We start from the raw sequence: 23,807 nt of genomic DNA, 5'->3' as shown, positions 1-23,807 counted from the left end.
GTGGGCGTCGTCGGGGGCCGTCGGGGGCCGTCGAGGCCGTCGGCTCAGGTCCGGCTCACCTCCCGGCGAGCCGCCGCCGGCGGACCAACAGCCCGCCGGCCACCCCGGCGGCGGCGAGGGCACCCGCCCCCACCCCGGCGGCGACCGGCACGGTGTCCGTCGGCCCCGAGTCCCCGGCGGTACGGGCGTCCGCGGCGACCCGCGCCCGCCCGGCCCCGGTGTCGAACCCTCCGGCGTAGCCGCCCTCGTCGTACGCGGAGCCCGGCATCTTGTCGGCGTACCGCTGGTGCACCAGGCGCTGGTAGCGCGCCAGGCCGGTGCCCCCGGCGCCGACGGAGGCGCGGGCCTCGTCGTTCAGCGGGACCACCCGGCCGTCGGCCACCTGGTACCAGGCGTTCAGCTGGGGCTCCCGGAAGACCACCGAACCGGCGTCGGCGCGGGCCGCGTAGTCGGTCTCGTCGCTCCCGGTGGCGATGTTGACCACCTGCCACTTCCCGGCGACCCGGGCCGTCCACACCGAGGCGGTGTCGCCGTCGGCGTCGACGGCCTCGGACGCGGCGAACTCCATCGTGGCCACCGGGGTCCGGCCCGCCGAGGCCGCGGTGACGAACTCGGGGTTGAGCGAGTACACCGGTACGGCCCTGCCGACCAGGCGCGGATCGGCGGCCTCGGCGGCGGTGGCCTCCTGGGCGGGGCTGAGTCTGCCCTTGCGGCCCGGCGGGAGGCCGTCGCGGGCGAAGAAGGTCTCCAGGACCTGCAGGGTGGCCGGGGCCCCGGCGGCCCGGTGGGCGGCGGACAGCTGCGCCGGGGTGGGAGCGTCGGCCACCACATGGGTTTCGGAGGGTCCCGTCTGGCCTGCGGCGGCCGCCGGACCCGGCCCGAGAAGGGCCACGCCGGGAAGCGCGATCAACAGGACGGTGTGTCGAAGTCGGGGTCGGAGTCGGGGTCGGGGTCGGAGTCGGGGTCGGGGTCGCATACCGGGCTCACGCTCCGATGCCGTAGAGGGAGTGGGTCCAGAAGAAGGAGCCGTTGTTGACGTAGTAGCCGTAGGTGGCCCAGTTGTAGCGGTTGCTCGACGGCCAGGGATCGCCCCAGTACACCCAGTTCCTGCTGACGTCGTAGCCGTACACGGTCAGCATGTGACCGCCGCCGGACTGCCACTGGATCCGCGACATCACCGGGCGGTCGGCGTCTATCTCCCGGGTGATCGTGTCGTAGTTGAGGTAGCCGTTGACGTACCGGCCCGGGTTGATGCCCATCGCGTCGAACGCCCGCTGGTCGTTGCCGAGGGTGGCCTGCCAGTTGGGGCAGGAGCTGTTCACGGCCCGGCCGAAGGCGAGGTTGCAGAACTGGTTCTGCGAGTAGTCGTGGCCGTAGTACTCCGCGACGGTGTCGCCCGTCGCGGCCCAGCACCAGTTGCTCAACTGCTGGGCCTGCATGGAGATGTTCAGCCGGCGCCAGGTCCACTCGGCCTGGGTACTGCTGCTGCCGCTACCGCCGACCGCCGAGCGAGCGGTGGTGGACGGCGCGGTGCGGGCGGACGGCGAAGACGCCGCCGCCGACGCAACGGAGGGACTGAGCAGCCCGACACTCGCCGAGAGCGCGAGCGCGACGGCCCACCGTCGCCGTCTCCGTGAGGACAGGGACAAGCGCATGGACGGCCTCCTTGTGGGGTTGGCGAACCACCGGCCGGGACCAGGGGAGGACGACGGAACCAGAAACCGGATACGAGGAACCGGAGACGAGGAACCGGGACCGTCGCGGCCGACCGGGGAAGTGGTTCGAGAATCGGACCGCGCACCGGGTCCTTCAAGGCACGGGAAAAACAGGCCGGTTCGGCGGTGAACCAGGTGTGAACAACCGTGAACGGCTCACGGACCGGCCCTGGCTCACGTCCCTCCAGCCCCCGGCCCCACCGCCCGCGGACCGTCCGGTCCACTCGCCGTGGAATCGTCCCGTCCGACCCGGTGCCTTCCACCGCCGACTGTGTGAACATCCACTCGAAGCACACGGGACGGGGTACCGGCGGAGGTGAAGATGTGATGCGTACCGATACACGCCCTGGCGGCACCGTGCGGGGCGACCCACCGGACGACGCCCTGACCGAGGCGCTGCGCACCGGCCCCTTCCACCTGGCCCTGCGCACGGCCGTCCGACGCCGCGGCCTCGCCCTGCACCGCATCCGCCACCACCTGGCCGAACAGGGCCTCCAGGTCAGCGTGACCAGCCTCAGCTACTGGCAGCGCGGGGAACGGGTACCGGCGAGGACCGAGTCGGTGCAGGTGGTCAGGGCACTCGAAAACATCCTGGACATCGCCCCCGGCGCCCTGGTCCGCCTGCTGGAGCCGTTCCACGGCGGAGCCACGGGCAGCACGACCCGGGCGGCCCGCCGCTACCAGGAGCTGTTCGGCCCGGACACGGCGGTCCTCTACCTGCTGGACCAACTCGACTGCCCCACCGAGGACCGCCTCCACACGGTGAGCCAGTCGGAGCAGGTCCACCTCGGCCCCCGACGCGAACTGTGGCGCCGCGAGGTCCAGCAACTCGTACGGGCACACCGGGGCAACGTCGACCGGTACGTCTCCATCTACCAGGGCGACCCCGGCTGCGACATCAGCCGGGTACGGATCGACCCCCTGGACAACTGCCGCCTGGGCCGCGTGCGCGGCGATCAGTCGGCCTCCCTCCTCGCCGTGGAGCTGGTCTTCGACCGCCCCCTGTCCCTCGGCGAGACCCAGCCCTTCCGCTACCGCGTCACCGACGGCACCGGCGGCGAGTGCACCGAGTACACCCGGGGCTTCCGCTACCCGGTCGGCCACTACCTCCTCCAGGTCTACTTCGCCCCACCGACCCTCCCGGTCCGCTGCTACGGCTTCACCCGCCGCTCCGCCCACGCCCCCCGCCACCACGTCACACCGATCCCCCTCAACGGCTACCACAGCGCCCACCTGACGGAACAGAACGCCAGCCCGGGCATCGTGGGCCTGGCCTGGGAGTGGGACTGATCTTGAGGCCTTGGTCAGCGAGGGGTGTTGGTCGACGAGAGGCACTGGTCAGCGCAAGGCACCGGCATTTTCAAGCTCACCCAGGCAGGCCGCCGCCTCGGCAACCTACCCTTCGCTGAACACCCGCACCCCGCCCGCCGCAACAGCGCCGTGGTCACGCCGTGCCCCGGCACCCGCGTCCCCGAGAACCGCCCGTCATAGACGCGAAGCGAGCCGCAGGAAGGGCTGGACTCCTTCAACAACGCCACGCGGACCCCTGCCGCACGGGCCGCCTCCAGCGCAAGCCGGGCACCGCGGACGAAGTACAGGCTGACGTCCTCACCCGACTCGGTGAGCACCCGGGCGACTCCGTCCAGAACACCGTCGCCGTCACCGCCCACGATCTCCGCCGCCGGCCGCGGCACCGGCAACCCCCCGGACACCTTGGGACGGAAGACCACCACTCGCCCCTCGCTCTACCACCGCGCGACGACCTCGTCACGGACCGGCTTGGCACCCCCGTCATAACGCACCCGCCTACCCAAGAGACAGGCACTCACCAGAATCCGCTCCACCACTCCAGGCTACGACCCGGACCCACCTGGCGGGCATGGCTCCTCCCCGAGCACCAGGGTGCCGAAGGGATTGTCGATGACATACCGCCAACGGCCGTCCGAACCCCGCCGCGCGACATCGGTGGCAGTACCTTCGACGTGCACGACCTCCCCCTCCCGTCCGACCCCGTCGATGACCCAGTCGACGACCAGCAGCGCCAGACTCCCACTCCGATACACATGCCGTGGACGAACCGAAATGGGCACACCAAGCCCCTGCAACCGGCCGTTAGCGACACCCAACTCCGCCCCGGTCACCGGCGCCCCCGGCTCCGGAACCAGCACGGCCGCCTCCTCGTAGACCTGCGCCAATGCGCTGGCGTCACCGCTGTTGAACCGCTCGGCGAACACCACGGGCACGTCTTCGGGCAGATCGGCCAACTCGCGCATGATCGACAGACATCCTTCCGGACCGGGACAATCGAACCGCCCCCCACGCCGGGAGGCGATCCCACGCTAGGAGGCGACCTCGTGACTCACCGAACGGTTGGTCACCCGCCAGGACTCCCCGACGATCCGCGCGCCGATGTCACCGCACCCACTCCCGAGTGCCCGGTGGAGATCACCCTGGCGGTCCTCCAAGGCCGCTGGACGACGCTGGTGATCCGCGAACTGCTGCGCGGCGACCGCTCCTACGGCGAACTGCGCGCCGCCCTGCCCGCCCTCTCGGACAAGGTGCTGTCCGACCGCCTGGTCCAGCTCACCAGGACCGGAGTAGTCGAACGCCACCGCCACCCCGCCTGGCCCCCACGCGTCCTCTACACCCTCACCCCGACCGGCCACTCCCTGGGCCCCGTCCTCCAGGCCCTGTGGGACTGGGGGGCACGGGCTTCGGGCCCGGACAGTGCGACTGGGCCCAGCCGGACGCCCACACGCGTATGACCAGCGAGAACGAAACGAAATGTCCTGGCCGGCCCCTCCCGCCCTGGACCGAGCCTCACCCGTGTCGAACCCGATCGTGGTGTCATCGGCGGTCCGCGCACCCACGAGCCGTCCGGACGCCTGGGAGGGCCGTGTCCGGATCAGAGCGCGTACTGCCCGAGAACCGCTGTGCGGGTCCGGAGCATCGGTTGCAGCTCGCGGCGCAGCAGATCCGCGTCCGGTTCGGGCAGCTTCAGCGACGCACGCCGCATACGTACACTCCAGGTCTTCGGGTTTGGAAAGGCCTGAAGCTGAGGGACGAGGTCGGCGAGGATCACTCCCTCGTGCCGCGGGGCGAGCCCGTGCACTTGGAGGGTGCACCCCGAGGTGAAGTCCCGGTCGCCGAACGAGACGGGTTCCGGGAGTGCCGCGACGTGGGAGGTGACGGTCGCCAGGCCCATGATTCGTCCGCGATCGCGTCCGGGATTCCGGAAGTAGCCCTGGTCGTGTACACGAGGATCTCGTCGCCCTTCTCGGGAAGCCCGCTGCCGCGTCCGGCCGGGAAGGCCATCCGCTGGTTGTCCAGCACCCAGGCCAGGGGCTCCCGATCGCCGAGGATGATCAGGTGCGTCGCCATCAGGCACCGCCTCGCAGCTGCTCGCGGAGGTCCTGGAGCCGGACCTCGGGATTCTTCTTGAGGACGTACTTTCCGTAGCCGTTGATGTCGACTCCGGTCTGCGCCTTGAGGGCGGGCGAAGGCTTGGAGAACGAGCGGCCGTCCTCGATCTCGAGCCATCCGTCCGCCGTCACTGTGGCCTCATGCGTCAGCCCACGGCGCGGCTGGACGTGGATCAGCTTGTCCCCTGCCTCGAGTATGCCCGCCGTGATGAACGGCATCAGGTCACCGGGGCGCCGATCCTCCGCAGATGTCGTGGTGAGGTGGGTGTCCTCTAGGAGTAGGCGTCGCAGTACGTCGTTGGGGGTGTCCACCAGGGGCTTGCTCCGGCTCTGCAGGAAGGCAAACACCTCGCCGTCGATCTCGATGGAACGCTTGGGCACGACCGACCTCCATCATGAGAAACTTCGTATCTCCAAAGCTTAGGGGATTTGAAGTTTTCGTGCAAGGTTGATCGCATCCGGCCGGACCGTCCCCGGCAGCCAGTAACATGTCGATCCGTGACGTAGGGGAGCAACTGTGTTACTGGGGGTTTGACGTGGCGCTGGACGGGCCCAGCCTGGGCAAGATGCTGGACGACGTGGCGGCTGGCCGGATCCAGCTCCCCGACTTCCAACGACAGTGGAAGTGGGACGACGACCGGATCCGCGCCCTGCTGGCGACCGTGACGCTCGACTACCCACTGGGTGTCGCGATGACGCTGGAGACGGGCGGCGACGCCCAGTTCAAGGCCCGGCCGCTGCACGGCACCGGTGTGCAGCCGCACGTGGTGCCGGAGCAACTGCTGCTCGACGGTCAGCAGCGGCTGACCTCCTTGTTCCAGGCACTCCGGTCCGACCGGCCGGTGGAGACGACAGGCGCACGCAACAAGCCGCTCAAGCGCTGGTACTACATCGACATCGCCAAGGCGGTGGACGAGGCGGCGGATCGCGACGAGGCGATCGTGTCCGTCCCCGAGGACCGAGTGTTGCGCGGCGCCTACGGCCACGCGGCGACGCGAGACCTCTCGACGCGTGAGAAGGAATGCGCGAACGGCCTGTTCCCCCTGAACCTCATCTTCGAACCCGACCTGACCGGGAAGTGGCAACGGGCCTACGTGGCCGGCGGCGACGACCGCTGGGACCTGTGGTCGGCCTTCCAGGCCCGGGTCATCGACACGGTCAAGGGCTTCAAGGTGCCGTTGATCCGACTCCCGAAGGAAACCCGCAAGGAAGCGGTGTGCTCCGTGTTCGAGCGGGTGAACACCGGCGGCGTCGTCCTCAATGTCTTCGAGCTGCTCACAGCGACCTATGCGGGCGATACGCAGTACTCGGCGGGCCACGGAGGCCATGACTTCAGCCTCATCAAGAACTGGCAAGCCATCAAGGGCGAGCTGTGTTCCGATCACCAGGTGTTCGGCACCCTGGACAAGGACAGCGGTCAGGAGACCGGGCTCACGAGCCTGGACTTCCTTCAAGCCATCGCGCTGGTGCGCACGTACCGGCGCAAACAGGAATTCCTGGCGGAGAACCCCGGCGCGACGAACGCCCCGGCAGTGAGCTGCAAGCGCCGCGACCTGTTGCACCTTCCGCTGACCGACTACACGACGATCGCTCCGAAGGCGGCCGAGGCGTTGTCCTGGGTGGGCCGCTTCCTGGCCACGCAGCACGTTTTCCGTGAGCGTGACCTGCCGTACGGGTCGCAGGTGGTGCCCCTGGCGGCCATCGTGGTCCTTCTGCGCGAGACACTGCAGGAACCGGATGTTCAGGAGAGGCTTGCCCGCTGGTACTGGTGTGGCGTCCTCGGCGAGCTCTACGGAGGGGTCACGGACACCCGGTTCGTGCGGGATGTCGAGCAGGTGGTCGGCTGGATCAGGGACGGCGGTGCCGAGCCCGACACGGTCACCGAAGCGACGTTCCAGGAACAGCGCCTGCACCGGCTCGCCTCGCGTAACAGCGCCGCGTACAAGGGCGTCCACGCCCTCCTTCTCAAAGAGGGGGCGGTCGACTGGTTCTTCCACGGCGAACCGATCAACGAGCAGTTCCTGATCGGGCAGTACGTGGACATCCGGCAGGTCTTTCCGAAGGCGTGGTTGGAGCAGAACGGCGTGGACGGCTCCCGGATGAGCAGCATCGTCAACAAGACGCCGTTGTCCTACCGGGCGCTCCAGGCAATGGGAGCCAGCGCGCCGTCGGCGTACCTGGCCGCTTTCGAACGGCATACCGGCAGTCCCGGTGACTGGTTCGACGACATCGTCGGAACGCACCTCATCGACGCCAAGACGTTGCGTGCGGACGACTTCGACGCCTTCTACCGGGATCGGACGGCCAGGCTCCTGGAACTCGTGGAGCGAGAGATGGGCAAGGCCGCGGTGCGCGAGAGGACGAGCGATGCCGTCGCCGGATGATGCCAACGTCAAGGGACTGGAAGGCGTAGCCCTGCCGATCCGGGGCCTGTTGTCCTTGTGGGGCTACCGGATCCGTGACCACACATCCGTCCCTCAGATCCGGCTCGACTTGACGAACGCCGGCTTGACCGCGGTTCCTGACTTCGCTGCCGGTTCACTCGATGACGAGGTCGCGATCGTCCCGATCGCCCACGAGCGAGACACGGTCGCCGACGCGGGCGATGCGGCCACCGAACAGGACCCGGTCGATGACTCCGAGGAAGCCGTCGGAGTCTTCCCACAGGCGGCGATGAGGGTGTACGACCTGCCCTGCGCCCACAGAGTCGCATCGATCACACCCGATGAGCCTCTGTCCGCGGCGATGGGCAGGATGGCGGAACACGGGTACTCACAACTTCCCGTGATCGACACGTCGGGAACCCTGCACGGGGTCGTGACCTGGGCGTCGATCGTCCTCATGCACGCGACCGGACGTAAGACCTGTCTGGCCAGCGCGATCACCAGTGAGTACGAGATCGTCAACGCCCCGGCCCATCTGCTGCCAGTACTGCCGGTAATCCGTACGCACGAGTTCGTTCTCGTCCGAGCCGCGGACGGGCAGGTGAGCGGCATCGTCACCTCCGCCGACCTCGCAGGCGAGTTCGGCACCGTGGCCCGTCCCTTTTTCACCTTGGGCGAGATCGAGCGCCGACTCCGGCGCTGCCTGGGGCGTGTCTACGACGAGGCCGACGTGCAGAAGGTGCACAAGAAGAAGACGTCGGTCGACGAGATGATGTTTGGCGAGTACATCCGCCTCCTGGACAACGAGGAACGCTGGGACAAGCTCGGCTGGCCGCTCGTCGACAGAGCACATTTCATCGGGCTGCTCGGCCGCGTGAAGGACGTCCGCAACACGGTCATGCACTTCAACGCGCCGTCACTCAGGGCCGAACAACTTGACCTGCTCGACAGCTTCGTCTCCATGCTGCGCCAGTACGACCCGGACTACGGGGCGACCAGCATGAGCGGGAGCACATAGTGAGCGGTTTGACCGGCTGCCCTCGCAAGAATGACGGAGCATGGAGACTCCGACCTCGACCTCGACCTCGACCTCGACCTCGACGGGGCGGAGCGGTCAGATCTTGATCACGGTCGTGCGTCCGCCGCAGAGGGCAGTGAGGTCCTCCGGATCGGAGGTGAGGACGGTGACCGGACCGGGCGCGGCCAGGGCAGTGGCGGTGAGCATGGCGTCGATGGCGTACTTGTGGCCGTGAAGGCCGGCGTCGGCGAGGAGGGCGGCGGCGTGGCGGGCGATCGGCTCGGTGATCGGTTCGATGACCAGACGGGAGAGCGTCCATTCCAGCGCCGGGCGGTTGATGCGGGGGTGGACCACTTCGACCAGGGTGGCCGCCGACGTGATCACTCGATGGTCGTCGGCGCGAGCGAGGGCGAGCCAGCTGGTGACAGCGCGGTCGCGCAGGACAGCCTTGGCCAGCCCTGCGCGGTCGAGGACGAGGGTGCCACCGGGAACCGCGGGGGAGCGGGTCACGCCGGGCTCGCCCCGTGCTCTGCTTGCTCGCGTCGTGCCTGGGCGAGCTGGTCGCGCAGGGCCTGGACCTCCTCGTCTGTGACTGGTCCGTGCTCAGCCTCGGCGACGGTGATCAGTTCGTTGAGGTTGTCGCGTTCGATCTGACGGGCCACTGCCGCGGCCACATAGGCGGACAGGCCAGAGGGACCGCTGCGAGCCTTGGCGGCTTCCGCGATGTCGCGCGGCATGGTGATCGAGTACTTGCCGGTAGGCTCACTCATGCTATCTATCCTACCTGCCATCCTCCCCGAGTGAGCGGTAGGGAGCCAGGTCAGAGAGATGTTGCCAGGAGCTGTACCTGCAAGACGGGCCGTTACTGTTTCGGCCCACGCAAATAGGGCCCTTACCTATGCACACCTATGCACATGCAGGTAAGGACCCTATTCCGGAAGTGCCCCCGGCAGGATTCGAACCTGCGCACACGGCTCCGGAGGCCGTCGGATTCTCACACATTTTCGCAGGTCAGGAACCTACCTGATGGCCTGTCAGGCGGGTGATCCCGCGCATGTCCCGCGAAAACGAAAGGCCCGATTTGGTCGACTTGCCCGCTTCCTGCTCGGCGTTCACCTGCTGCGTGATGCGGTGGAGGTCGTGACTTCCTCGGTTAAGCCTAGGGGGTGTATGGTGCGCCCTTCAATCGAACAGGAAGAGGTTCCGGAGCGCGGGGACAGGTGGGATTGCGCCGCGTGCGCCCCCGGCTCCCTGGGGTGCACCGCAGGGTCTGACCGCCTCGGCGGTGATCATGTGAATTGCGGGCGGGGCCGTGATGCTGGCGAACGCCGGACACCGGTGGCTGGGCGGAAGCGCGGACGTGTCACGAGCGCACCCAGGGTCACGGAAGCTACATCGTCGGTGAGCCCGGCCGCTGCCCGATGACGAGCGGACGGACAGGCGGCGCCGACCCTGCAGAACTTCCATACCTGATCCCCGAGCGGCGCCATGCGCCTCCCCAGGAGCCGGGCGCTCGTTTGCGGATTCATGGGCGCGGGTCGTAGCCTCACGGCCGCCTCGCCGGGCAAGCGGGGTGGAAGGGGAAAAAGACCATGGCAGGTACCGGTGATCCGTGGTGGCTGAACTGGATCAAGTTCCTACCTGGCTGGTTGGCCTTCATTGCGACCTCTTACACGTTGATGCGCACCGCTCTGAACCGCCGCCATCACCTGTCCATCGGTCCAGAGGCAGACGCGGTCCGTGAGCGCCTTACCGAGTGCCGGCGCCTTTTCGGCGACATCGTGGCACAGGGGCGCCGTTCCGATTGGTTCCTCGGCGAAGAGCGCAGGGACGTCGGCGAATCGCTGCGAGACTTGGCGGTGCGGCGCGAGGACCAGCGCCTCAGAGCTGCAATGGAGACCGTGGCGGAGACGTGGGACAAAGCCTTCGTGCTGGCGCCCCCTCCTTCTGGGCCATGGGTGAGGTATTCGGATCAGGAGCCCACTCCGAAGGAGAGAGAAAGGAGCGCCGAGGATCAGCGACGGTTCGCTGCGCAGGCAGACATCGCCCGAGATGGCGTGCAGCACGTCAGTGCCGCGCTGTCCCGTCTCAACAGGCTGGAGCGGCGTACAACCGGGCGGTAGCAGCCGATCCCCGGCACTTTTTCTGGATCTCTCGTTTCGGATGTCCGGGTGCCCAGGGCGGTTTGCGGCAGTCGAATCGTGAAGTTGTGAGCTTGGTTCCAGATGGGGCCTTTCGAGCGGGGACAGGGAGTGGCGGTGGTTCTCCAATGGTGCGGATGATCGCCGGTTTGGCCAACCGGCGATCCCGCGCTATGTTGCGCTGCCCAGTGCCGGTCTGGGCGGCGTCCGGGGGGAAATTTAGAGGGTGCGCCTTTTGCGTACGGGCAGGACGCTCAAGGCCATGACCGTGCCGTCGGCGTGGAACGAGATGGGCCCGTTCCACCTTCCGGTTTCGTTGGTGTTTTGCCGTGCGGAGCGGAGCTTGTGGGCCGTTTGCCGGTACTCCTCCACTCGGCCCTTCTTGACCAGTTCGTACAGGTCCTCGGTCATGCCGGAGAACGCTTCGATGCGTACGGACCCCATGCGGAAGACATGGTCCGTGCCGACGAATTTCGTGTCGCCGATCTCGATGTCGGCGTCGTCAACGCTCGCTGTGGCGGCGAAGGCGGGCACGTCGTAATGCTGGCGCCCTTGGCGGGCAGTGAGGTACTGCGCGGTTTGTGATGCTCCGCCGGCGAACGCGGTCAGGCCGGCGGCCCCGGTACGGGCAAGGAGCTGGCCGAACCAGCCGAAGTCGTCCTCGCCCACCTGGAAGCCGTCGACGGTCCGAGCCCGCTTCCCATGACGGGCGGGAATGTGGATGGCGTTGGGGTAGGGGATGCCGGGCTTGTCTCTGATCTCCTCGTCGGCGTTTCCCGGGGCACCCGGTAAGCGGAGAGGAAGGAGAGCCTCGCCAGATGTCTGCAGGGCATTGACCACGATCCCTCCCTGTCCCATGAGTTCGGTGGACAGCATCAGGCACGGCGTCGTGTTCCATGGTCCGATCTGCATGCCTTCGGTCAGCTCGGCGCCCTTGACCAGTTGCTGGACCGTGGTGCTGCGAGTCCGGCCGGTCCGCTTGCTCGGCTTCTGGTGGTTTCCTCGGCAGGCCACGAACGTGACTTTCGACAGCTCGCCGGGCTTCCACGCTTCGATGAGGTAGTCGGGGCGGGGCCGTGAGGTCTTGTTCCGTTGTGAGACGCTCAGGGGCCAGCCGGCCCGCAGCACCGTGCTGGTGTCCACGACCGAGACGATGTGGTCCGGGTATCGCTGTTGCACGATGTGTTCCGCCGCGGCGAGTCCGAAGCCGACGGCCAGTTCCCGGGCTTGCATGGCCTTGTACCAGCGCTCGGCGGTGCGGCCCTTTTCGGTGAGATCCATGGCGCCAGCGCGATTGCCGTCCAACGCCTCGCAGAACTTCAGGCTCAGCCAGTGTTCCGCGAGCCCGCGCCCCATTCCCTGGCCGGCCAGAACGTAGCCGCGGGCCACGGCGTGCAGTGACTGCCACGGCGTCAGCTCGATCACCCGATCACACTCGGCCCGTGTGACGGGGCGCAGTTCAGGCTTCCTGCGCACCGGTTCCTGGCCCTTTTCCCGGCGCTTCTTGTCGATGGCCGCCGCCGCAGAGTCGACATGGGCAGCGAGTTCTGTTGTCGACCGGATGTAAACGCTCGTCGAGCGGCTGAGTGCGTTCAGAATCTGTCGCGCGGTTCTTGCCATGCATCCCCCGGGTGTTCGCCTGCCCTGACCGACCGGGGACGGTAGTTCGGGACATTGGGGCGCACGCAAGTGCGCATGACGCGCCATGGTGCACAACAGGCCACACCGGGATCGAGTGCGACCGGCGGTGACGGAAGCCAAGCAGACCGTCCGACCATCCACACTCGTCAACCAAGTGCCGCCCGAGTGCCTTCTTGTCGGGGGATGTGCGAGTGAAGGGACCGGGCAGTCATGCCCCGGTCGATCAGAAGGAGGCGGGCATGGACCCGAACGAGCGTCACGACGGTGCCACCCCGGAAACCGAACCGCCGACGGCCCAGTCTTGGGCGCAGCCGCATGGTGACGGTCGGCCGGACCGTGACAGTGTCGTCGCGGATCTGGCGGGCGAGTTCGGCGCGGAGCTGGTCCGGGCCCTTCGCGTGGGCCTGGCCCAGGGCAGCAGCTCCGCTCATACGTCGCGGGGCCCGTCCCAGCTGAGCTGGTACTCCTTCGCTACTGAGTACGCGCGGGCACACTGGCCCGGCCGGGCGGCGAAGACCCGGGACGAGGTCAGCGAGGCGCTGACCGTTGTCACAGTGGCGATGCTCTGGGACTCACCTGGGCGGCCGAGTGGCCAGCTGCTGCGCCGCGCCCTGCGGCACTGGGCCTTCGTCGTACCCGGTCCCGGGCAGCCGGAGATGCCGGCGGAAGACCGGCTGGTGCTGCAGTGGGTGGCCAAGGCATCCCGGCCCCTGGTCGACCTGCATGATCCAGTGCTGGCGCGCGATGTGCTGGAGTCGTTGCGTCGCAAGCTCGACGGTGGCGAGGCCGCCGTGGAGACGATGCGGCGCAAGCGCAAGGTGCTGGTCCATGCCCTCCACTACGCGGTCGAACGGGGCGAGCTGGGCAGTCACCCGCTGAACAGGGTTCGCTGGCGGGTGCCCAAACCGGCAGTCGCGGTGGATCCGCGAGTGGTGGCCAACCCGCACCAAGCGCGGGACCTGCTGAGCGCCGTCTCCTACGTCGGTGGCTACCGCCGGGCCCGCGGCCGTCGCCTGGTCGGGTTCTTCGCTGGCATGTACTACGCGGGACTGCGCCCGGAGGAGGCGGTCGCGGTGGCGCTGCCGGACTGCTACTTGCCCGAGACAGGCTGGGGTCGTTTGATCTTGCATCGCACTCGGCCGCAGGCGGGCAAACGATGGACCGACACCGGCCAGTTCCACGACGAGCGCGGGCTGAAGAACCGCCCGCCGGGTGAAACGCGGGTGGTGCCGCTGCCGCCGCATCTGGTGGCCCTGTGGCGGGACCACGTTGCCACGTTCGGCACGGCCGACGACGGGCGACTGTTCTTCACCGAACAGGGCCGGGTCATCAGCTACACCACCTATCACCGGGTCTGGCACGAGACCCGCGACCTCGCCCTGCCACCCGCCCTCACCGGCACCCCGCTCGCGAAGCGGCCGTATGACCTGCGGCACTCGGCGCTGTCCACTTGGCTGTGTGCGGGCGCGGACCCGGCCGAGGTCGCCCAGCGGGCCGGGAACAGTGTCGAGGTCCTGCTGAGCCGGTACGCGAAGTGCCTGTACGACCGGCAGTCCATCAACAACCAGCGCATCGAAGGGCTCCTGAGCGACTACGACTAGCTGCCGGCCAGATCTTGATCACGGCGGTTCGTCCGCCGCACGTCCAAGAGCGGCCAGGATTGCCGACGCCTGTGTGCCAGTTGGGTCGAGGCCCAGAACGTGCAGTTAGGGCTGCGGCGTGAGGTCGGGCGGTGCTTTTTGAGCCGGAGCGGTGCCGGGGCGGGGTCACGGGCCGGTGGTGCATCGGACCTTCACTTTGTGGGTGATGAGGGCCGTTGATGTTGTGCTCGAAGCCGCGACCGTCACGCGATGCGGTGGGTTCACTATGGTGCCTGCGAACTCTCGTTTCCTGGTGGGCTGGTCTGAACGCGGTGCGGGATCTTCGTGTCAGCGGACTAGCTGGGTGGAGCGATACGGGGCTGTGCCGTACACGTGTCGAGGCTCCCTGGGCGTCGTGAGCCACCCGGGGAGCCTCGTGTGCTGATGGCGGTGCCTAGAGGGCTATCCATTCGCTGGCTGTGGTGATCTCGTCCAGTACGCCGGGCAGGGGGTCGACACCGAGTCCGGGACCGGTGGGGACGTTGAGGTGGCCGTCGGTGAGGACGAACGGTTCGGTGATGTCGGTGGCGAAGTAGCGTTTTGAGCCGGAGGTGTCGCCGGGGAGGGTGAAGCCGGGCAGTGCGGCGAGGGCGACGTTGGCGGCGCGGCCGATGCCGGTCTCCAGCATGCCGCCGCACCAGACCGGGATGCCGTGGGCGCGGGCGAGGTCGTGGATGCGGCGGGCTTCGAGGTAGCCGCCGACCCGGGCCGGCTTGATGTTGATGACGGAGCAGGCGCCGAGCGAGATGGCGGCGGCGGCGCCGGCGGCGGATTCGATGGATTCGTCGAGGCAGATCGGGGTGCGCAAGAGCTTGGCGAGCTGGGCGTGCTGCACCATGTCGTCGTTGGCGAGGGGCTGTTCGATCAGCAGAAGGCCGAAGTCGTCTAGCTTGGCGAGGTGCTGGGCGTCGACCAGGGTGTAGGCGGCGTTGGCGTCGACCTGGAGGAGCAGGTCGTCACCGAAGCGTTCGCGGACGGCGCGGACCGGTTCGATGTCCCAGCCGGGTTCGATTTTCAGCTTGATACGGACGTAGCCCTCGGTGACGTAGCCCTCGACGGCGTCGAGGAGTTCGGGGATGGAGTCCATGATGCCGACGGAGACGCCGCAGGGAACGCGATCACGGGCGGCGCCGAGGTAGGAGCCGAAGGACTCTCCGGAGATCCGGAGCTGGGCGTCCAGCACCGCGGTCTCCAGTGCGGACTTGGCCATGTGGTGGCCGGTGAAGGGCGCAAGGATCCGACCCACCGCGTTCGCGTCCACGCCGTTCTTCGGCAGAGCGGGGATGAGGAACTTGCGCAGGACGTCCTGGGCGCCGTCGACGTACTCGGAGCAGTAGCGGGGCTCGGACATGGCCGCGCACTCGGCCCAGCCCTCGCCGTCGGAGGTGACGACACGGACCAGCAGCACGTCGCGGCTGGTCTCGACGCCGAAGGAGGTACGGAACGGGGCGACGAGCGGCATCGCGATGCGCCGCAGCTCGACACCGGAGATCTTCGTCTTCAAGGAGGTGGCTCCCGTGTGGGTTGTCAGGCGGGGTTGTCAGGCGACTGGGGTGGGGATGCGGTGGACGACGTAGCTGCGCCGGTCGTGGAAGCCGACGACGCGGGCGCCGTCGGCGAGCAGGCCGCCCAGGGTGTGCCGGACGGCCAGCCGCCAGGCCCGCGCGGCGCCGGGATCCGTACGGCGCAGTGCCTCGATGTCGTCGGGGAGGTCTATGAGTACCGTCCCGGCGTCGGTCGTACCGGTCTCGGGCCGGCCTTCGTGGTTGCGGACGCCGTGGACGGCGCCGGCGGGCAGTTCGAGGGCGGGAGGGTCACTTTGCGCGGTGAGGTTCCAGGCGGCCAGGACGCGGTCGGATTCGTCGCCGCCGTTGATGGCGTCGTCCATCGCCCCGTAGAAGGAGGTCAGGTACTCCTCGGGGCGTGCGCCGAGCTTGACGAGGTTGAAGTAGGCGTTGCGGCGGATGAGGGGATCGTAGGTCCAGGTGATCCGCTGAAGCCCCCGGGCCAGGGCCCACTGCCGCTGGTGCAGTTTCAGGGCGAGGCCCACGCCGCGGCCCTGTGCTGCGCCGGTGATGTGGGAGTGCAGGCAGGTGCCGACGGGGTCGCCGTAGAAGGCGACGGATGCCCCCACCAACTGGCTGTCCTCGTAGGCTCCGGCGACGTAGTTCCCGGCATGGGACAGCGCGCGCATGATCTCGGCGGACAGGGGCGTGTTGGCGGGCTCGGTTCCCCAGATGTCGGCGTAGAGGAGGCTGACGGCTTCGAGGTCCTCCATGGTGTGGAGTTCCCGGATGGCGGGTTGGCTCATTGGAGTGCTCCGACGAGGTGGGCCAGGAGGCGGGCGCGGTCCGGCATGGTGGCGGTGATGACGTGTTCGTGGTCGGCGTGGGCGCCGTCGCCGACGGCGCCGAGGCCGTCGAGGGTGGGGCAGCCCGCCCCGGCGGTGTAGTTGCCGTCGGAGGCTCCGCCGACGGCCGCCTGCTGCAGTGGGCCGAGGCCGAGCTGCGCTGCCACTTCACTGGCCTGGGCGAACAGTGTGTGGGAGGCGGCGGGGTCCAGGGGCGGCCGGTTGGGGCCGCCGCCGATCTGCAGGCGGGCCCCGGCAATCTGCGGGTGCAGGGTCCTGATGAGCTGGTCGACCGCTTTCTGCGCGGCGGCGGTGGGAACACGGACGTCCACGTTCAACTCCGCCCGCGCGGGCACGGTGTTGTTCGCGGTGCCGGCCGACATCCGGGTGGGAGTGACGGTCGTCCCGGGCCCGGTGGACGCGCTCACGGTGTCGGCGATGGTCTGCAGGGCGAGGAGCTGGTGGGCGAGTTCGGTGGCCGCGTTGATGCCCTTGTCCGGTTCGAGCCCGGAGTGGGCGGCGCGGCCGTGGACGGTGATGTCGTAGCCGGATACGCCCTTGCGGCTGGTCTTCAGGGCTCCGCCGGTGGCCGAGGGTTCCAGGACGAGGGTGGCCGCGCACTGGCGCGCGAGGTCCTCGATGAGCGTGCGGGAGGTGTCCGAGCCGGTCTCCTCGTCGCCGGTGACGAGCACGCAGAGACCGTCGAGAGAGGGCAGCGAGGCCAGGGCGTGGAACATCTGGACCAGGCCGGCCTTCATGTCGAAGACCCCGGGGCCGCGGGCGATGCCCTGCTCCACCGACCAGGGGTGGGTTTTGAGGGAGCCGATCGGCCAGACGGTGTCGTGGTGGCCGAGCAGCAGGATGCGTGGCCTTCCGAACGTCCACTGGACGTGGGTGACACCCTCGATCTCCAGCAGTCGGGGCTCGGCGCTGAGCAGGCGGCGGCCCTGCGCGGCCACCACCTGCGCGCAGCGGGCAACCGCCTTGTAGTCGGCCGAATAGGACTCGCAGATCACGAGTTCTTCGAGGTCGGCGAGCATGGCGTCGAGAGCCGCCGTATAGTCCGCCGGTGCGGAGAGAGGGTCATGGTCAACCGGCACGGGGGAGTCCTCCAGGGGTGGGATGGGCGCCACGCTAAACACGCAGGCCGGAGCCGGGTTCGTAGCCCGGTGACAAGTTGAGCGGCCGGTTCGTGCCCGGGACCGAACCCGGTGAGCACGGTGGCGGGCGTCAGCCCATGTACGTGCTCATGAGCCGCCGCGTGTTCCCGCCCAGGATTTTGAGGATGTCTGCCTTGGCAAGGCCCCGGCGGATCAGTGCCTCGGTGACCAGGGGCATGCCGGCCGGGCCTTCCAGCCCGGGGAAGTCGAACATCGGGTCCTCGTCGTCGAGGTGCTCGCAGCAGGGCGGGGTGACGTCCGCCGCGACCTCGCGGACGAAGTCTGATCCGAGACCGACGTGGTCGATCCCGGCCACGGAGATGATGTGCTCGATGTGGTCGACGATCCGATCGACGTGCACCTTCGTCTGGTCGTCGGTGAGGAAGTCCGGCACGAAGTTCACGCACACCACGCCGCCGGTGGCGGCCACACCGCGGATCTGGTCGTCGGTGAGGTTGCGGTGGTGGTCGCGCAGGGCACGGGCGCAGGAGTGGGTGGCGATCAGCGGCCGGGTGGCGAGTTCCAGGATGTGGGCGACGCCGCTCGCTGAGAGGTGGGAGATGTCGAAGAGCATGCCTAGGCGTTCCATCTCCCGCAGTGCCTGGATGCCGGGTACGGTCAGCCGGCTGCCGGTGGCGTCCTCGCGGCTGCCGTCGGCGAGCGGGGTGCGTCCCCAGTGGGCGATCGAGGCGATGCGTACGCCGAGCCGGAACAGGGTGGGGAACAGCTCGACGGAGGCGTCGATGCCCGGTGCGCTCTCCAGCGCGAGTACGAGGGCGATCTTGCCTTGGGCGAGGGCCGCGTCGATGTCGGCGCCGTTCAGACAGAGGGCGACGTGGTCGGTGTTGGCCTCGGCGAGGGTGTGGGCGCATTCGCTCATGCGGAGGGTCTGTCGCAGCGCTCCTTCGGGGCGGTACTGGTCGTCGATGAAGACCGGCAGGACCTGGAGGTCGATGCCGCCGTCGCGCAGTTGCGGCAGCCAGCGTTCGCGGAAGAAGCTGCCCCAGAGCTTCGGGGGGCGCGCGGCGACGGCCATGAGGAGGTCGTTGTGGGCGTCGGCGACGACGGCGCGGCGGTGCAGGTCCAGGGACACGGGCAGGGCCCTTTCGCGTGGGTGGAGGGTGAGGCCGGAGGCCGTCTGGAGAGTGGGCCGCCGGGCCGGGGCGGGGTCAGGCGTGGGCCAGGCGCGGAATCGCGTCCAGCAGGGTGCGGGTGTACTCGTGCCGGGGGGCGGTGATCACGTCCTCGACCGGACCGGACTCCAGGAGCCGGCCGTGGCGCATGACGGCGACGGCGTCGCACACGTACCGCACGACGGCGAGGTTGTGTGAGATGAACAGCATGGTCAGGCCGAGTTCGGTGCGCAGGTCGCGGATGAGGTTGAGCACGGAGCCTTGGACGGAGACGTCCAGGGCGGAGGTGATCTCGTCGGCGATGAGCACGTCCGGGTGGGCGGCCAGGGCCCGGGCGATGGCGACGCGTTGGCGCTGGCCGCCGGAGAGTTCGCGAGGGTACTTGCCGGCGTAGGAAGAGGGGAGGGAGACGAGTTCCAGCAGCTGCGCGACTTCCGTCGGCCGCTGGGCGCGCGGTACGCGGGTGCCCTCGGCGATGGCGTCCCCGATGCTCATGCGCGGATTGAGCGAGGAGTAGGGGTCCTGGAAGACCATCTGGACGCGCCCGCGTTCGCCGCCGGAGATCGTGCCCTGGTAGGGGGTGAGGCCGGCGACGGCGCGGGCGAGGGTGGACTTGCCCGAGCCGGACTCTCCGACCAGGCCGGTGACACAGCCTGCGGGTACTTCCAGGCTGACGCTGTTGACGGCGGTGAAGGAGCCGAACCGCACGGTCACATTGCTGATGTTCACTGAGCCTCCCAGCAGGCCACCGCATGTCTGTCGGCGGCGGCGACGAGTTCGGGGCGGGTCGAGCACCGCTGTGTGGCCAGCGCGCACCGGTCGGCGAAGGCGCAGCCGTCAGGGACGTCGCCGGGGGCGGGCTGGCGGCCCGGGATGGTGGTGAGCGGACGGGAGCGGTCGGTGTCCATGTCCGGGAGCGAGCCGATCAGCGCGCGGGTGTAGGGGTGGCGGGCGGCGTGGAGGGCGTCGGCGGGAAGTTCCTCGACGATGCGGCCCGCGTACATCACGGCGACCCGGTCGCACAGTTCGCTGACGACGGCGATGTCGTGGGAGATGAACAGGGCGCCGGCGCGGGTGTCGTCGACGACCTCGCGCAGCACCTTGACCACTTCGCGCTGGACGGTGACATCGAGGGCGGTGGTCGGCTCGTCGGCGATGATCAGGCGTGGGGTGCCCATCAGGCCCATCGCGATGACGGCGCGCTGGCGCATGCCGCCGGACAGCTCGTGCGGGTACTGCCCGACGACCTGAGCGGGCTGCTTGATCCAGACGCGGTCAAGGCGCTCGACGGCGCGGGCGCGCGCCTCGGCGCGGGTGGCGCCGTCGTGCAGCGTGGCCACTTCGGCCAGCTGGCCGCCGACGCGCAGCGCGGGGTTGAGGGAGGACGTGGGGTCCTGGAAGACCATGGCCAGCGACGATCCGAGCAACTTGCGCCGCTCAGCGTCCTTCAGACCGTCCAGATCCGTACCGCACAGTCGGGTGCGGGCGCTGGCGACCAGGCCCGGGTAGGGCACGATCCGTCCGATCGCGGCGGCCGTCATGCTCTTGCCGCTGCCCGACTCACCGACCAGGCCGACGATCTCCCCCTCCCGTACGGTCAGCGACATCTGGCGCACAGGGGTGACGCCGCCGGGGAACGAGACGGTCAGGTCGCGGACCTCGAGGACCGCACCCGGCACAGGAATGTCCTGCGCCGGGGCCAGCACTGGGGTGACGGGCTTGCCCGCCGGTGTGCTGGAGCCGGCGGCCTTGGCGAAGGTGTCGCCCAGGAGCATGAAGCCGAGGCCGGCGAGGGCGACCGCGGTGGCGGGCGCGACCACGACGGACGGGGTGATGTAGACGTGGCCGAAGGCTTCGTTCAGCAGCCTTCCCCAGTCGTAGGACGGTGCCTGGACGCCCATGCCGAGGAAGGACATGGCGGACAGGCCGAGCAGGGCCGCGCCCATCGCCTGGGCGGTGTTGAGGATGAGGGGTTCGGCGATGTTGGGCAGGATGTGCCGGGTCAGGATGCGGCGGCGGGGCACTTGCAGCATGCGGGCGGCGGCGATGTAGTCGGCGCCCGCGATGGACGCGGTCAGGGTGTGGGTGAGCCGGGCGAACGTCGGAGCGAGCGCCACCCCGATGCCCAGCACGGCGCCGCGGGCTCCCAGGCCGGTGACGACAGCGGTGAACATCGCCAGCAGCAGGGCGGGGAAGGCGACCAGGATGTCGACCGCGGCGATGACCACGCGCCCGGCCCTGCGCGGCATGAGCGAGGGCAGCGCGCCGAGCAGGACTCCGCACACGGTACCGATCAACGTCGCGAGGAACGCGAGACCCAGGGTGAGCCGGGTCGCGACCAGGGTGCGGGCGAGCAGGTCACGCCCGAGGGCGTCGGTGCCCAGCGGGTGCGCCCCCGATGCCCCCTGGCTGATCTGGCCGGGGTCGATCCGGGTGGCGGCGTCCCCCCAGATCGGCGGGGCGATGAGTGCGAGGAGGATCATGACGGCGACCAGGGTGGCGCCGAGCAGGCCGACGGGGTTTCTCAGCAGGCGGCGCATCAGCCCTCCTGTCGGGTCGAGTCGGACAGGGAGGACTTCGGGTCGAGACATCCGAGGACGATGTCGACGAGGAAGTTGATGACCAGGACGAGCGCGCCGTAGACCAGGATCATGGCCTGCGCCACGGGGTAGTCCTTCTGCGTGATGGCCTCGACCGTCCGCTGGCCCAGCCCAGGCCAGGCGAACACGTTCTCCACCAGGACGCTGCCGGTGATCAGTCCGGCGAGCAGCAGACCGCCCATGGTCAGGGTCGCGGTAAGGGTGTTGGGCAGCAGATGCACCGCGTACAGCCGCCACGCGGGCAGTCGCTTGGCGTGCGCCAGGCGCATGTAGTCGGTGTCGAGTTCGCGCAAGGTCTCCACCCGGGCCAGGCGGGCGATCATCGCCGCCGGGGCGATCGACAGGGCCGTGACGGGCAGGATGTAGGAGGCCGGGCCGGTCAGGCCGGCCGGCGGGAGCAGACCCAGGCCGAGCGCGAAGGTGAGCAGCAGCGCGAGGCCGTAGAGGTATTCGGGGATGGCGACGGCGGTGCTGGTGAGAGCGCTGAAGGCCGTCTCCGCGCCGCGTCGTCGTCCTTTGTGGGTGCGGACGGCGGCCCACATGCCCAGCGGGATCGCCACGGCGAGGGCGACGCCTGTGGCCAGCATGCCCAGAGCGAGGGTGTTGGGCAGGCCCTGGGCGATGATGTCGCTCACCGGCTGGGAGGAGAAGAACGACGTTCCCAGATCGCCGCTGAATATCTGCTGGACGTAGTGGACGAACTGGGCCGGCAGGGGATCGTCCAGGCCGAGCTCCGTGCGGCGGGCGTCGACGAGCTCCTTGGGAGCCGTGGGGCCGAGCATCTGGCGCAGCGGGTCGCCGGGGATCAGGTGGATCATTGCGAACGACGCCACGACGAGCACCGCGAAGGAGACGGCCAGCCGGAGCAGCTGGTGGGCGAAGAACCGGGGAGTGAGCCTGCGGACGCGCCGCGGCCGGGCGTGAGCCTGCGGGGGTGCTTCGGACACGGTGGTCACTTCTCGGCTCCCGTCATCCGGATCGACGTCGGGTCGAACAGCCCCGCCGTGATGCGGAACGTGGCGTTGTGCGCGGCGGTGGTGAGGGTCTTGTCGACCACGGGGATGAGATCGCCGCTCTCCAGCAGCGCGCTCTCCGACCGCTTCCACTTGGCACAGCCCGACGTGCCCGGGAGCTTGCTCGCCTGTGCGGTGAGATTCTCGTACTCGGTGTTGGTGAGGTGGGCGAAGTTGCCGCCGTCGGGAGTGAAGGGGCCCGACAGCGCGCCGAGCAGCTGGGTGGGCAGGGTCACGCCGAGTGGCGCCCAGTCCACGTCCCAGTCCTGGGTGACCGTTTCCACCTCGCCGTAGGCAGCATCCGACAGGGCCCGCAGCCGCACGTCGACACCGGCCTTCTTCCAGGCGTCGGCCAGGTACTCGGCCGCGGCCGCCATCGTCTCGCCGGCGGAGGTCGCGTAGATCATCCGGATCGTGAGCTTCTTGCCGTCTTTGCGGCGGACGCCGTCACCGGAGCGGTGCCACCCCGCCGCTACCAGGGCCGCCTCGGCGGCCTGCGGGTCGAAGGCGGGCAGGTGCCCGGTGACGGTGTCGCCGGGGCAGGGGCGCGGCTGCATTACCAGGCCGGTGGGGCGCTGCCCGGTGCCGCCGGTGGCGATCGCCCCGAGAGCGTCCAGGTCGACGGCCTGCAGCAGGGCTTTGCGGACGGCAGGGTCGTGGCCGGGATGCCCCTTGCCCTGGTGGAAGAAGAACTCCTGTGTGCCGTTGGGCTGCACCGTGGTCGTGATGCCGGGGACGTTGGTCACCCGGGCGCGGTCCGGGCCGGCGAACTGCGCGGCGTTCAGCTGGTGGGAGAGCAGCAGATTCGCCGTGGTCGCCTCGCTGCCGACGACCCTGAGGACGACCGAGTCCGGCATGGCGGGGTCTGAGGTCGTGGCCCCGCCGGGGCCCCATGCGTAGTCGGTGCGCCGGGTGAAGGTGTAGCTCTGATTCGGGCGGGCCGAGGTGAGCTGGAAGGGGCCCGATCCCGACGTGCCGCTCTGCAGCAGGGAGCGGTCCTCCAGCCCGGCGCCACAGACGATGAACAGGTAGCGGGTGCTCTGCAGGATGAACGCGAACGGATCCGGCGTCGACAGCGTCACCGTGCCGGCCGCGTCGTTTGCCTTCGCCGTCATGCCCTGGGGGACAACGACGCCGTAGGCGGGAGACTTGGTGGCCGGATCGGTGATGTGGGCGACGTTGGCGGCGATCGTGCTCGCGGTCACTGGGCTGCCGTCCGCGCACGTGGCGTTCTGGCGCAGGGTGAAGGTGACCGAGGACGGCTTCACGTCCCACTTCTCGGCCAGTCCGGAGACGATGCGTCCGTCGGGTCCGATGTTGACCAGGGTGTCGTAGGCCAGCGAGAGCGCGGTGTAGGTGTTGGTGTTCTGCACCTGGGCCGGATCGAGCAGACCGGGGTCGCTCTTGATCGCGAAGCTGAAGGCGTCGCCACCGGCCGACCCGGCCTGGCCGCTGGCACCGCCGCAGCCGGCCGCCAGCAGCGACGCCGCGAGACAGGCGGCAACCGCACGGGCTCTGTTCATAAGGGGGCTCCCTTGGGGCGGAAAGGTGGCCCCACATTCGCGAGTCGTGGCCGGAAATGATTCAGAC

General features: G+C 69.2%; 23 protein-coding genes. 6 read left to right on the top strand and 17 right to left on the bottom strand.

The genetic code is table 11. The annotated features are described in order from the left end of the window. Positions 1 to 55: 55 nt before the first annotated feature. Positions 56 to 826 (bottom strand): hypothetical protein, encoded by a 771-nt coding sequence (locus tag ACFV9J_RS29760; RefSeq protein WP_385359110.1) that lies wholly within the window; start codon positions 824 to 826, stop codon positions 56 to 58. A gap of 157 nt (positions 827 to 983) precedes the next feature. Continuing rightward, entirely contained in the window at positions 984 to 1,655 is a 672-nt protein-coding gene (locus tag ACFV9J_RS29755; RefSeq protein WP_385359108.1) for a papain-like cysteine protease family protein, read from the bottom strand. A gap of 387 nt (positions 1,656 to 2,042) precedes the next feature. On the opposite strand from ACFV9J_RS29755, the gene ACFV9J_RS29750 reads away from it, so the two are divergent. Next, on the top strand, positions 2,043 to 3,005 hold the full coding sequence (locus ACFV9J_RS29750) for a hypothetical protein (RefSeq protein WP_385359106.1): 963 nt from the start codon (positions 2,043 to 2,045) through the stop codon (positions 3,003 to 3,005). 14 nt (positions 3,006 to 3,019) lie between these two features. Here ACFV9J_RS29750 and ACFV9J_RS29745 read toward each other — a convergent pair whose 3' ends face one another. Further along, on the bottom strand, positions 3,020 to 3,445 hold the full coding sequence (locus ACFV9J_RS29745; protein ID WP_385359105.1) for a DUF523 domain-containing protein: 426 nt from the start codon (positions 3,443 to 3,445) through the stop codon (positions 3,020 to 3,022). 123 nt (positions 3,446 to 3,568) lie between these two features. Then, positions 3,569 to 3,988 carry a YybH family protein gene (locus tag ACFV9J_RS29740; RefSeq protein WP_385359104.1) on the bottom strand — a complete coding sequence of 140 codons (420 nt, stop codon included), beginning with the start codon at positions 3,986 to 3,988 and terminating at the stop codon, positions 3,569 to 3,571. Between the two features lie 81 nt (positions 3,989 to 4,069). Between ACFV9J_RS29740 and ACFV9J_RS29735 the strand changes: the two genes are divergently transcribed. Beyond that, positions 4,070 to 4,480, top strand: a complete 411-nt coding sequence (locus tag ACFV9J_RS29735; RefSeq protein WP_385359102.1) for a winged helix-turn-helix transcriptional regulator — start codon at positions 4,070 to 4,072, stop codon at positions 4,478 to 4,480. A gap of 140 nt (positions 4,481 to 4,620) precedes the next feature. On the opposite strand, the gene ACFV9J_RS29730 is transcribed toward ACFV9J_RS29735, so the two are convergent. After that, the gene (locus ACFV9J_RS29730; protein WP_385359100.1) at positions 4,621 to 4,920 is read right to left on the bottom strand and encodes a hypothetical protein; all 300 of its coding nucleotides are present in this window, start codon (positions 4,918 to 4,920) and stop codon (positions 4,621 to 4,623) included. Between the two features lie 175 nt (positions 4,921 to 5,095). Further along, on the bottom strand, positions 5,096 to 5,518 hold the full coding sequence (locus ACFV9J_RS29725; RefSeq protein ID WP_385359099.1) for a hypothetical protein: 423 nt from the start codon (positions 5,516 to 5,518) through the stop codon (positions 5,096 to 5,098). Positions 5,519 to 5,703: 185 nt separating this feature from the next. On the opposite strand from ACFV9J_RS29725, the gene ACFV9J_RS29720 reads away from it, so the two are divergent. Further along, on the top strand, positions 5,704 to 7,521 hold the full coding sequence (locus ACFV9J_RS29720) for a DUF262 domain-containing protein (protein ID WP_385359098.1): 1,818 nt from the start codon (positions 5,704 to 5,706) through the stop codon (positions 7,519 to 7,521). Then, the gene (locus tag ACFV9J_RS29715; RefSeq protein WP_385359097.1) at positions 7,505 to 8,539 is read left to right on the top strand and encodes a CBS domain-containing protein; all 1,035 of its coding nucleotides are present in this window, start codon (positions 7,505 to 7,507) and stop codon (positions 8,537 to 8,539) included. Before ACFV9J_RS29720 ends, ACFV9J_RS29715 begins: the two co-directional genes overlap by 17 nt. A gap of 96 nt (positions 8,540 to 8,635) precedes the next feature. On the opposite strand, the gene ACFV9J_RS29710 is transcribed toward ACFV9J_RS29715, so the two are convergent. Next, positions 8,636 to 9,049 carry a PIN domain-containing protein gene (locus ACFV9J_RS29710; RefSeq protein WP_385359096.1) on the bottom strand — a complete coding sequence of 138 codons (414 nt, stop codon included), beginning with the start codon at positions 9,047 to 9,049 and terminating at the stop codon, positions 8,636 to 8,638. Further along, positions 9,046 to 9,309, bottom strand: coding sequence for a CopG family transcriptional regulator (locus ACFV9J_RS29705; protein ID WP_385359095.1), 264 nt, complete (start codon positions 9,307 to 9,309; stop codon positions 9,046 to 9,048). The genes ACFV9J_RS29710 and ACFV9J_RS29705 overlap by 4 nt, the downstream gene beginning before the upstream one ends. 822 nt (positions 9,310 to 10,131) lie before the next feature. Between ACFV9J_RS29705 and ACFV9J_RS29700 the strand changes: the two genes are divergently transcribed. Beyond that, positions 10,132 to 10,662, top strand: a complete 531-nt coding sequence (locus ACFV9J_RS29700; protein ID WP_385359093.1) for a hypothetical protein — start codon at positions 10,132 to 10,134, stop codon at positions 10,660 to 10,662. A 237-nt stretch (positions 10,663 to 10,899) separates the two neighbouring features. Here ACFV9J_RS29700 and ACFV9J_RS29695 read toward each other — a convergent pair whose 3' ends face one another. Then, on the bottom strand, positions 10,900 to 12,300 hold the full coding sequence (locus ACFV9J_RS29695; protein ID WP_385359090.1) for a hypothetical protein: 1,401 nt from the start codon (positions 12,298 to 12,300) through the stop codon (positions 10,900 to 10,902). Between the two features lie 260 nt (positions 12,301 to 12,560). On the opposite strand from ACFV9J_RS29695, the gene ACFV9J_RS29690 reads away from it, so the two are divergent. Beyond that, positions 12,561 to 13,922 (top strand): tyrosine-type recombinase/integrase, encoded by a 1,362-nt coding sequence (locus ACFV9J_RS29690; RefSeq protein ID WP_385359088.1) that lies wholly within the window; start codon positions 12,561 to 12,563, stop codon positions 13,920 to 13,922. 433 nt (positions 13,923 to 14,355) lie between these two features. Here ACFV9J_RS29690 and menC read toward each other — a convergent pair whose 3' ends face one another. From menC to ACFV9J_RS29650, 8 genes are all read right to left on the bottom strand, one after another. After that, entirely contained in the window at positions 14,356 to 15,465 is a 1,110-nt protein-coding gene (menC, locus tag ACFV9J_RS29685; protein WP_385359085.1) for an o-succinylbenzoate synthase, read from the bottom strand. A 36-nt stretch (positions 15,466 to 15,501) separates the two neighbouring features. Next, the gene (locus tag ACFV9J_RS29680) at positions 15,502 to 16,272 is read right to left on the bottom strand and encodes a GNAT family N-acetyltransferase (RefSeq protein WP_385359084.1); all 771 of its coding nucleotides are present in this window, start codon (positions 16,270 to 16,272) and stop codon (positions 15,502 to 15,504) included. Further along, the gene (locus ACFV9J_RS29675; RefSeq protein WP_385359121.1) at positions 16,269 to 17,351 is read right to left on the bottom strand and encodes a M20 family metallopeptidase; all 1,083 of its coding nucleotides are present in this window, start codon (positions 17,349 to 17,351) and stop codon (positions 16,269 to 16,271) included. The genes ACFV9J_RS29680 and ACFV9J_RS29675 overlap by 4 nt, the downstream gene beginning before the upstream one ends. Before the next feature lie 190 nt (positions 17,352 to 17,541). Further along, on the bottom strand, positions 17,542 to 18,564 hold the full coding sequence (locus ACFV9J_RS29670; RefSeq protein ID WP_385359082.1) for a dipeptidase: 1,023 nt from the start codon (positions 18,562 to 18,564) through the stop codon (positions 17,542 to 17,544). 76 nt (positions 18,565 to 18,640) lie between these two features. Further along, on the bottom strand, positions 18,641 to 19,333 hold the full coding sequence (locus ACFV9J_RS29665; RefSeq protein ID WP_385359080.1) for an ABC transporter ATP-binding protein: 693 nt from the start codon (positions 19,331 to 19,333) through the stop codon (positions 18,641 to 18,643). Continuing rightward, the gene (locus ACFV9J_RS29660) at positions 19,330 to 21,144 is read right to left on the bottom strand and encodes a dipeptide/oligopeptide/nickel ABC transporter permease/ATP-binding protein (protein WP_385359078.1); all 1,815 of its coding nucleotides are present in this window, start codon (positions 21,142 to 21,144) and stop codon (positions 19,330 to 19,332) included. The genes ACFV9J_RS29665 and ACFV9J_RS29660 overlap by 4 nt, the downstream gene beginning before the upstream one ends. Then, on the bottom strand, positions 21,144 to 22,151 hold the full coding sequence (locus tag ACFV9J_RS29655) for an ABC transporter permease (protein ID WP_385359075.1): 1,008 nt from the start codon (positions 22,149 to 22,151) through the stop codon (positions 21,144 to 21,146). Before ACFV9J_RS29655 ends, ACFV9J_RS29660 begins: the two co-directional genes overlap by 1 nt. A 5-nt stretch (positions 22,152 to 22,156) precedes the next feature. Beyond that, positions 22,157 to 23,740 (bottom strand): ABC transporter substrate-binding protein, encoded by a 1,584-nt coding sequence (locus tag ACFV9J_RS29650; protein ID WP_385359072.1) that lies wholly within the window; start codon positions 23,738 to 23,740, stop codon positions 22,157 to 22,159. Positions 23,741 to 23,807 lie beyond the last annotated feature (67 nt).

Source organism: Streptomyces sp. NPDC059906, assembly GCF_042730645.1.
Classification (GTDB): Bacteria; Actinomycetota; Actinomycetes; order Streptomycetales; family Streptomycetaceae; genus Streptomyces; species Streptomyces rubrogriseus.
The sequence above is the reverse complement of the archived record's forward strand: the minus strand, read 5'-3'. Positions and strand labels throughout refer to the sequence as shown.

What these genes read in the sequence shown, in the direction of transcription:
- ACFV9J_RS29755 (WP_385359108.1), bottom strand. Translation starts at nt 1,655, where the DNA reads ATGCGCTTGTCCCTGTCCTCACGGAGACGGCGACGGTGGGCCGTCGCG.
- ACFV9J_RS29750 (WP_385359106.1), top strand. Translation starts at nt 2,043, where the DNA reads ATGCGTACCGATACACGCCCTGGCGGCACCGTGCGGGGCGACCCACCG.
- ACFV9J_RS29740 (WP_385359104.1), bottom strand. Translation starts at nt 3,988, where the DNA reads ATGCGCGAGTTGGCCGATCTGCCCGAAGACGTGCCCGTGGTGTTCGCC.
- ACFV9J_RS29730 (WP_385359100.1), bottom strand. Translation starts at nt 4,920, where the DNA reads ATGGGCCTGGCGACCGTCACCTCCCACGTCGCGGCACTCCCGGAACCC.
- ACFV9J_RS29720 (WP_385359098.1), top strand. Translation starts at nt 5,704, where the DNA reads ATGCTGGACGACGTGGCGGCTGGCCGGATCCAGCTCCCCGACTTCCAA.
- ACFV9J_RS29715 (WP_385359097.1), top strand. Translation starts at nt 7,505, where the DNA reads ATGCCGTCGCCGGATGATGCCAACGTCAAGGGACTGGAAGGCGTAGCC.
- ACFV9J_RS29705 (WP_385359095.1), bottom strand. Translation starts at nt 9,309, where the DNA reads ATGAGTGAGCCTACCGGCAAGTACTCGATCACCATGCCGCGCGACATC.
- ACFV9J_RS29700 (WP_385359093.1), top strand. Translation starts at nt 10,132, where the DNA reads ATGGCAGGTACCGGTGATCCGTGGTGGCTGAACTGGATCAAGTTCCTA.
- ACFV9J_RS29695 (WP_385359090.1), bottom strand. Translation starts at nt 12,300, where the DNA reads ATGGCAAGAACCGCGCGACAGATTCTGAACGCACTCAGCCGCTCGACG.
- ACFV9J_RS29690 (WP_385359088.1), top strand. Translation starts at nt 12,561, where the DNA reads ATGGACCCGAACGAGCGTCACGACGGTGCCACCCCGGAAACCGAACCG.
- ACFV9J_RS29680 (WP_385359084.1), bottom strand. Translation starts at nt 16,272, where the DNA reads ATGAGCCAACCCGCCATCCGGGAACTCCACACCATGGAGGACCTCGAA.
- ACFV9J_RS29675 (WP_385359121.1), bottom strand. Translation starts at nt 17,351, where the DNA reads ATGCTCGCCGACCTCGAAGAACTCGTGATCTGCGAGTCCTATTCGGCC.
- ACFV9J_RS29660 (WP_385359078.1), bottom strand. Translation starts at nt 21,144, where the DNA reads ATGCGCCGCCTGCTGAGAAACCCCGTCGGCCTGCTCGGCGCCACCCTG.
- ACFV9J_RS29650 (WP_385359072.1), bottom strand. Translation starts at nt 23,740, where the DNA reads ATGAACAGAGCCCGTGCGGTTGCCGCCTGTCTCGCGGCGTCGCTGCTG.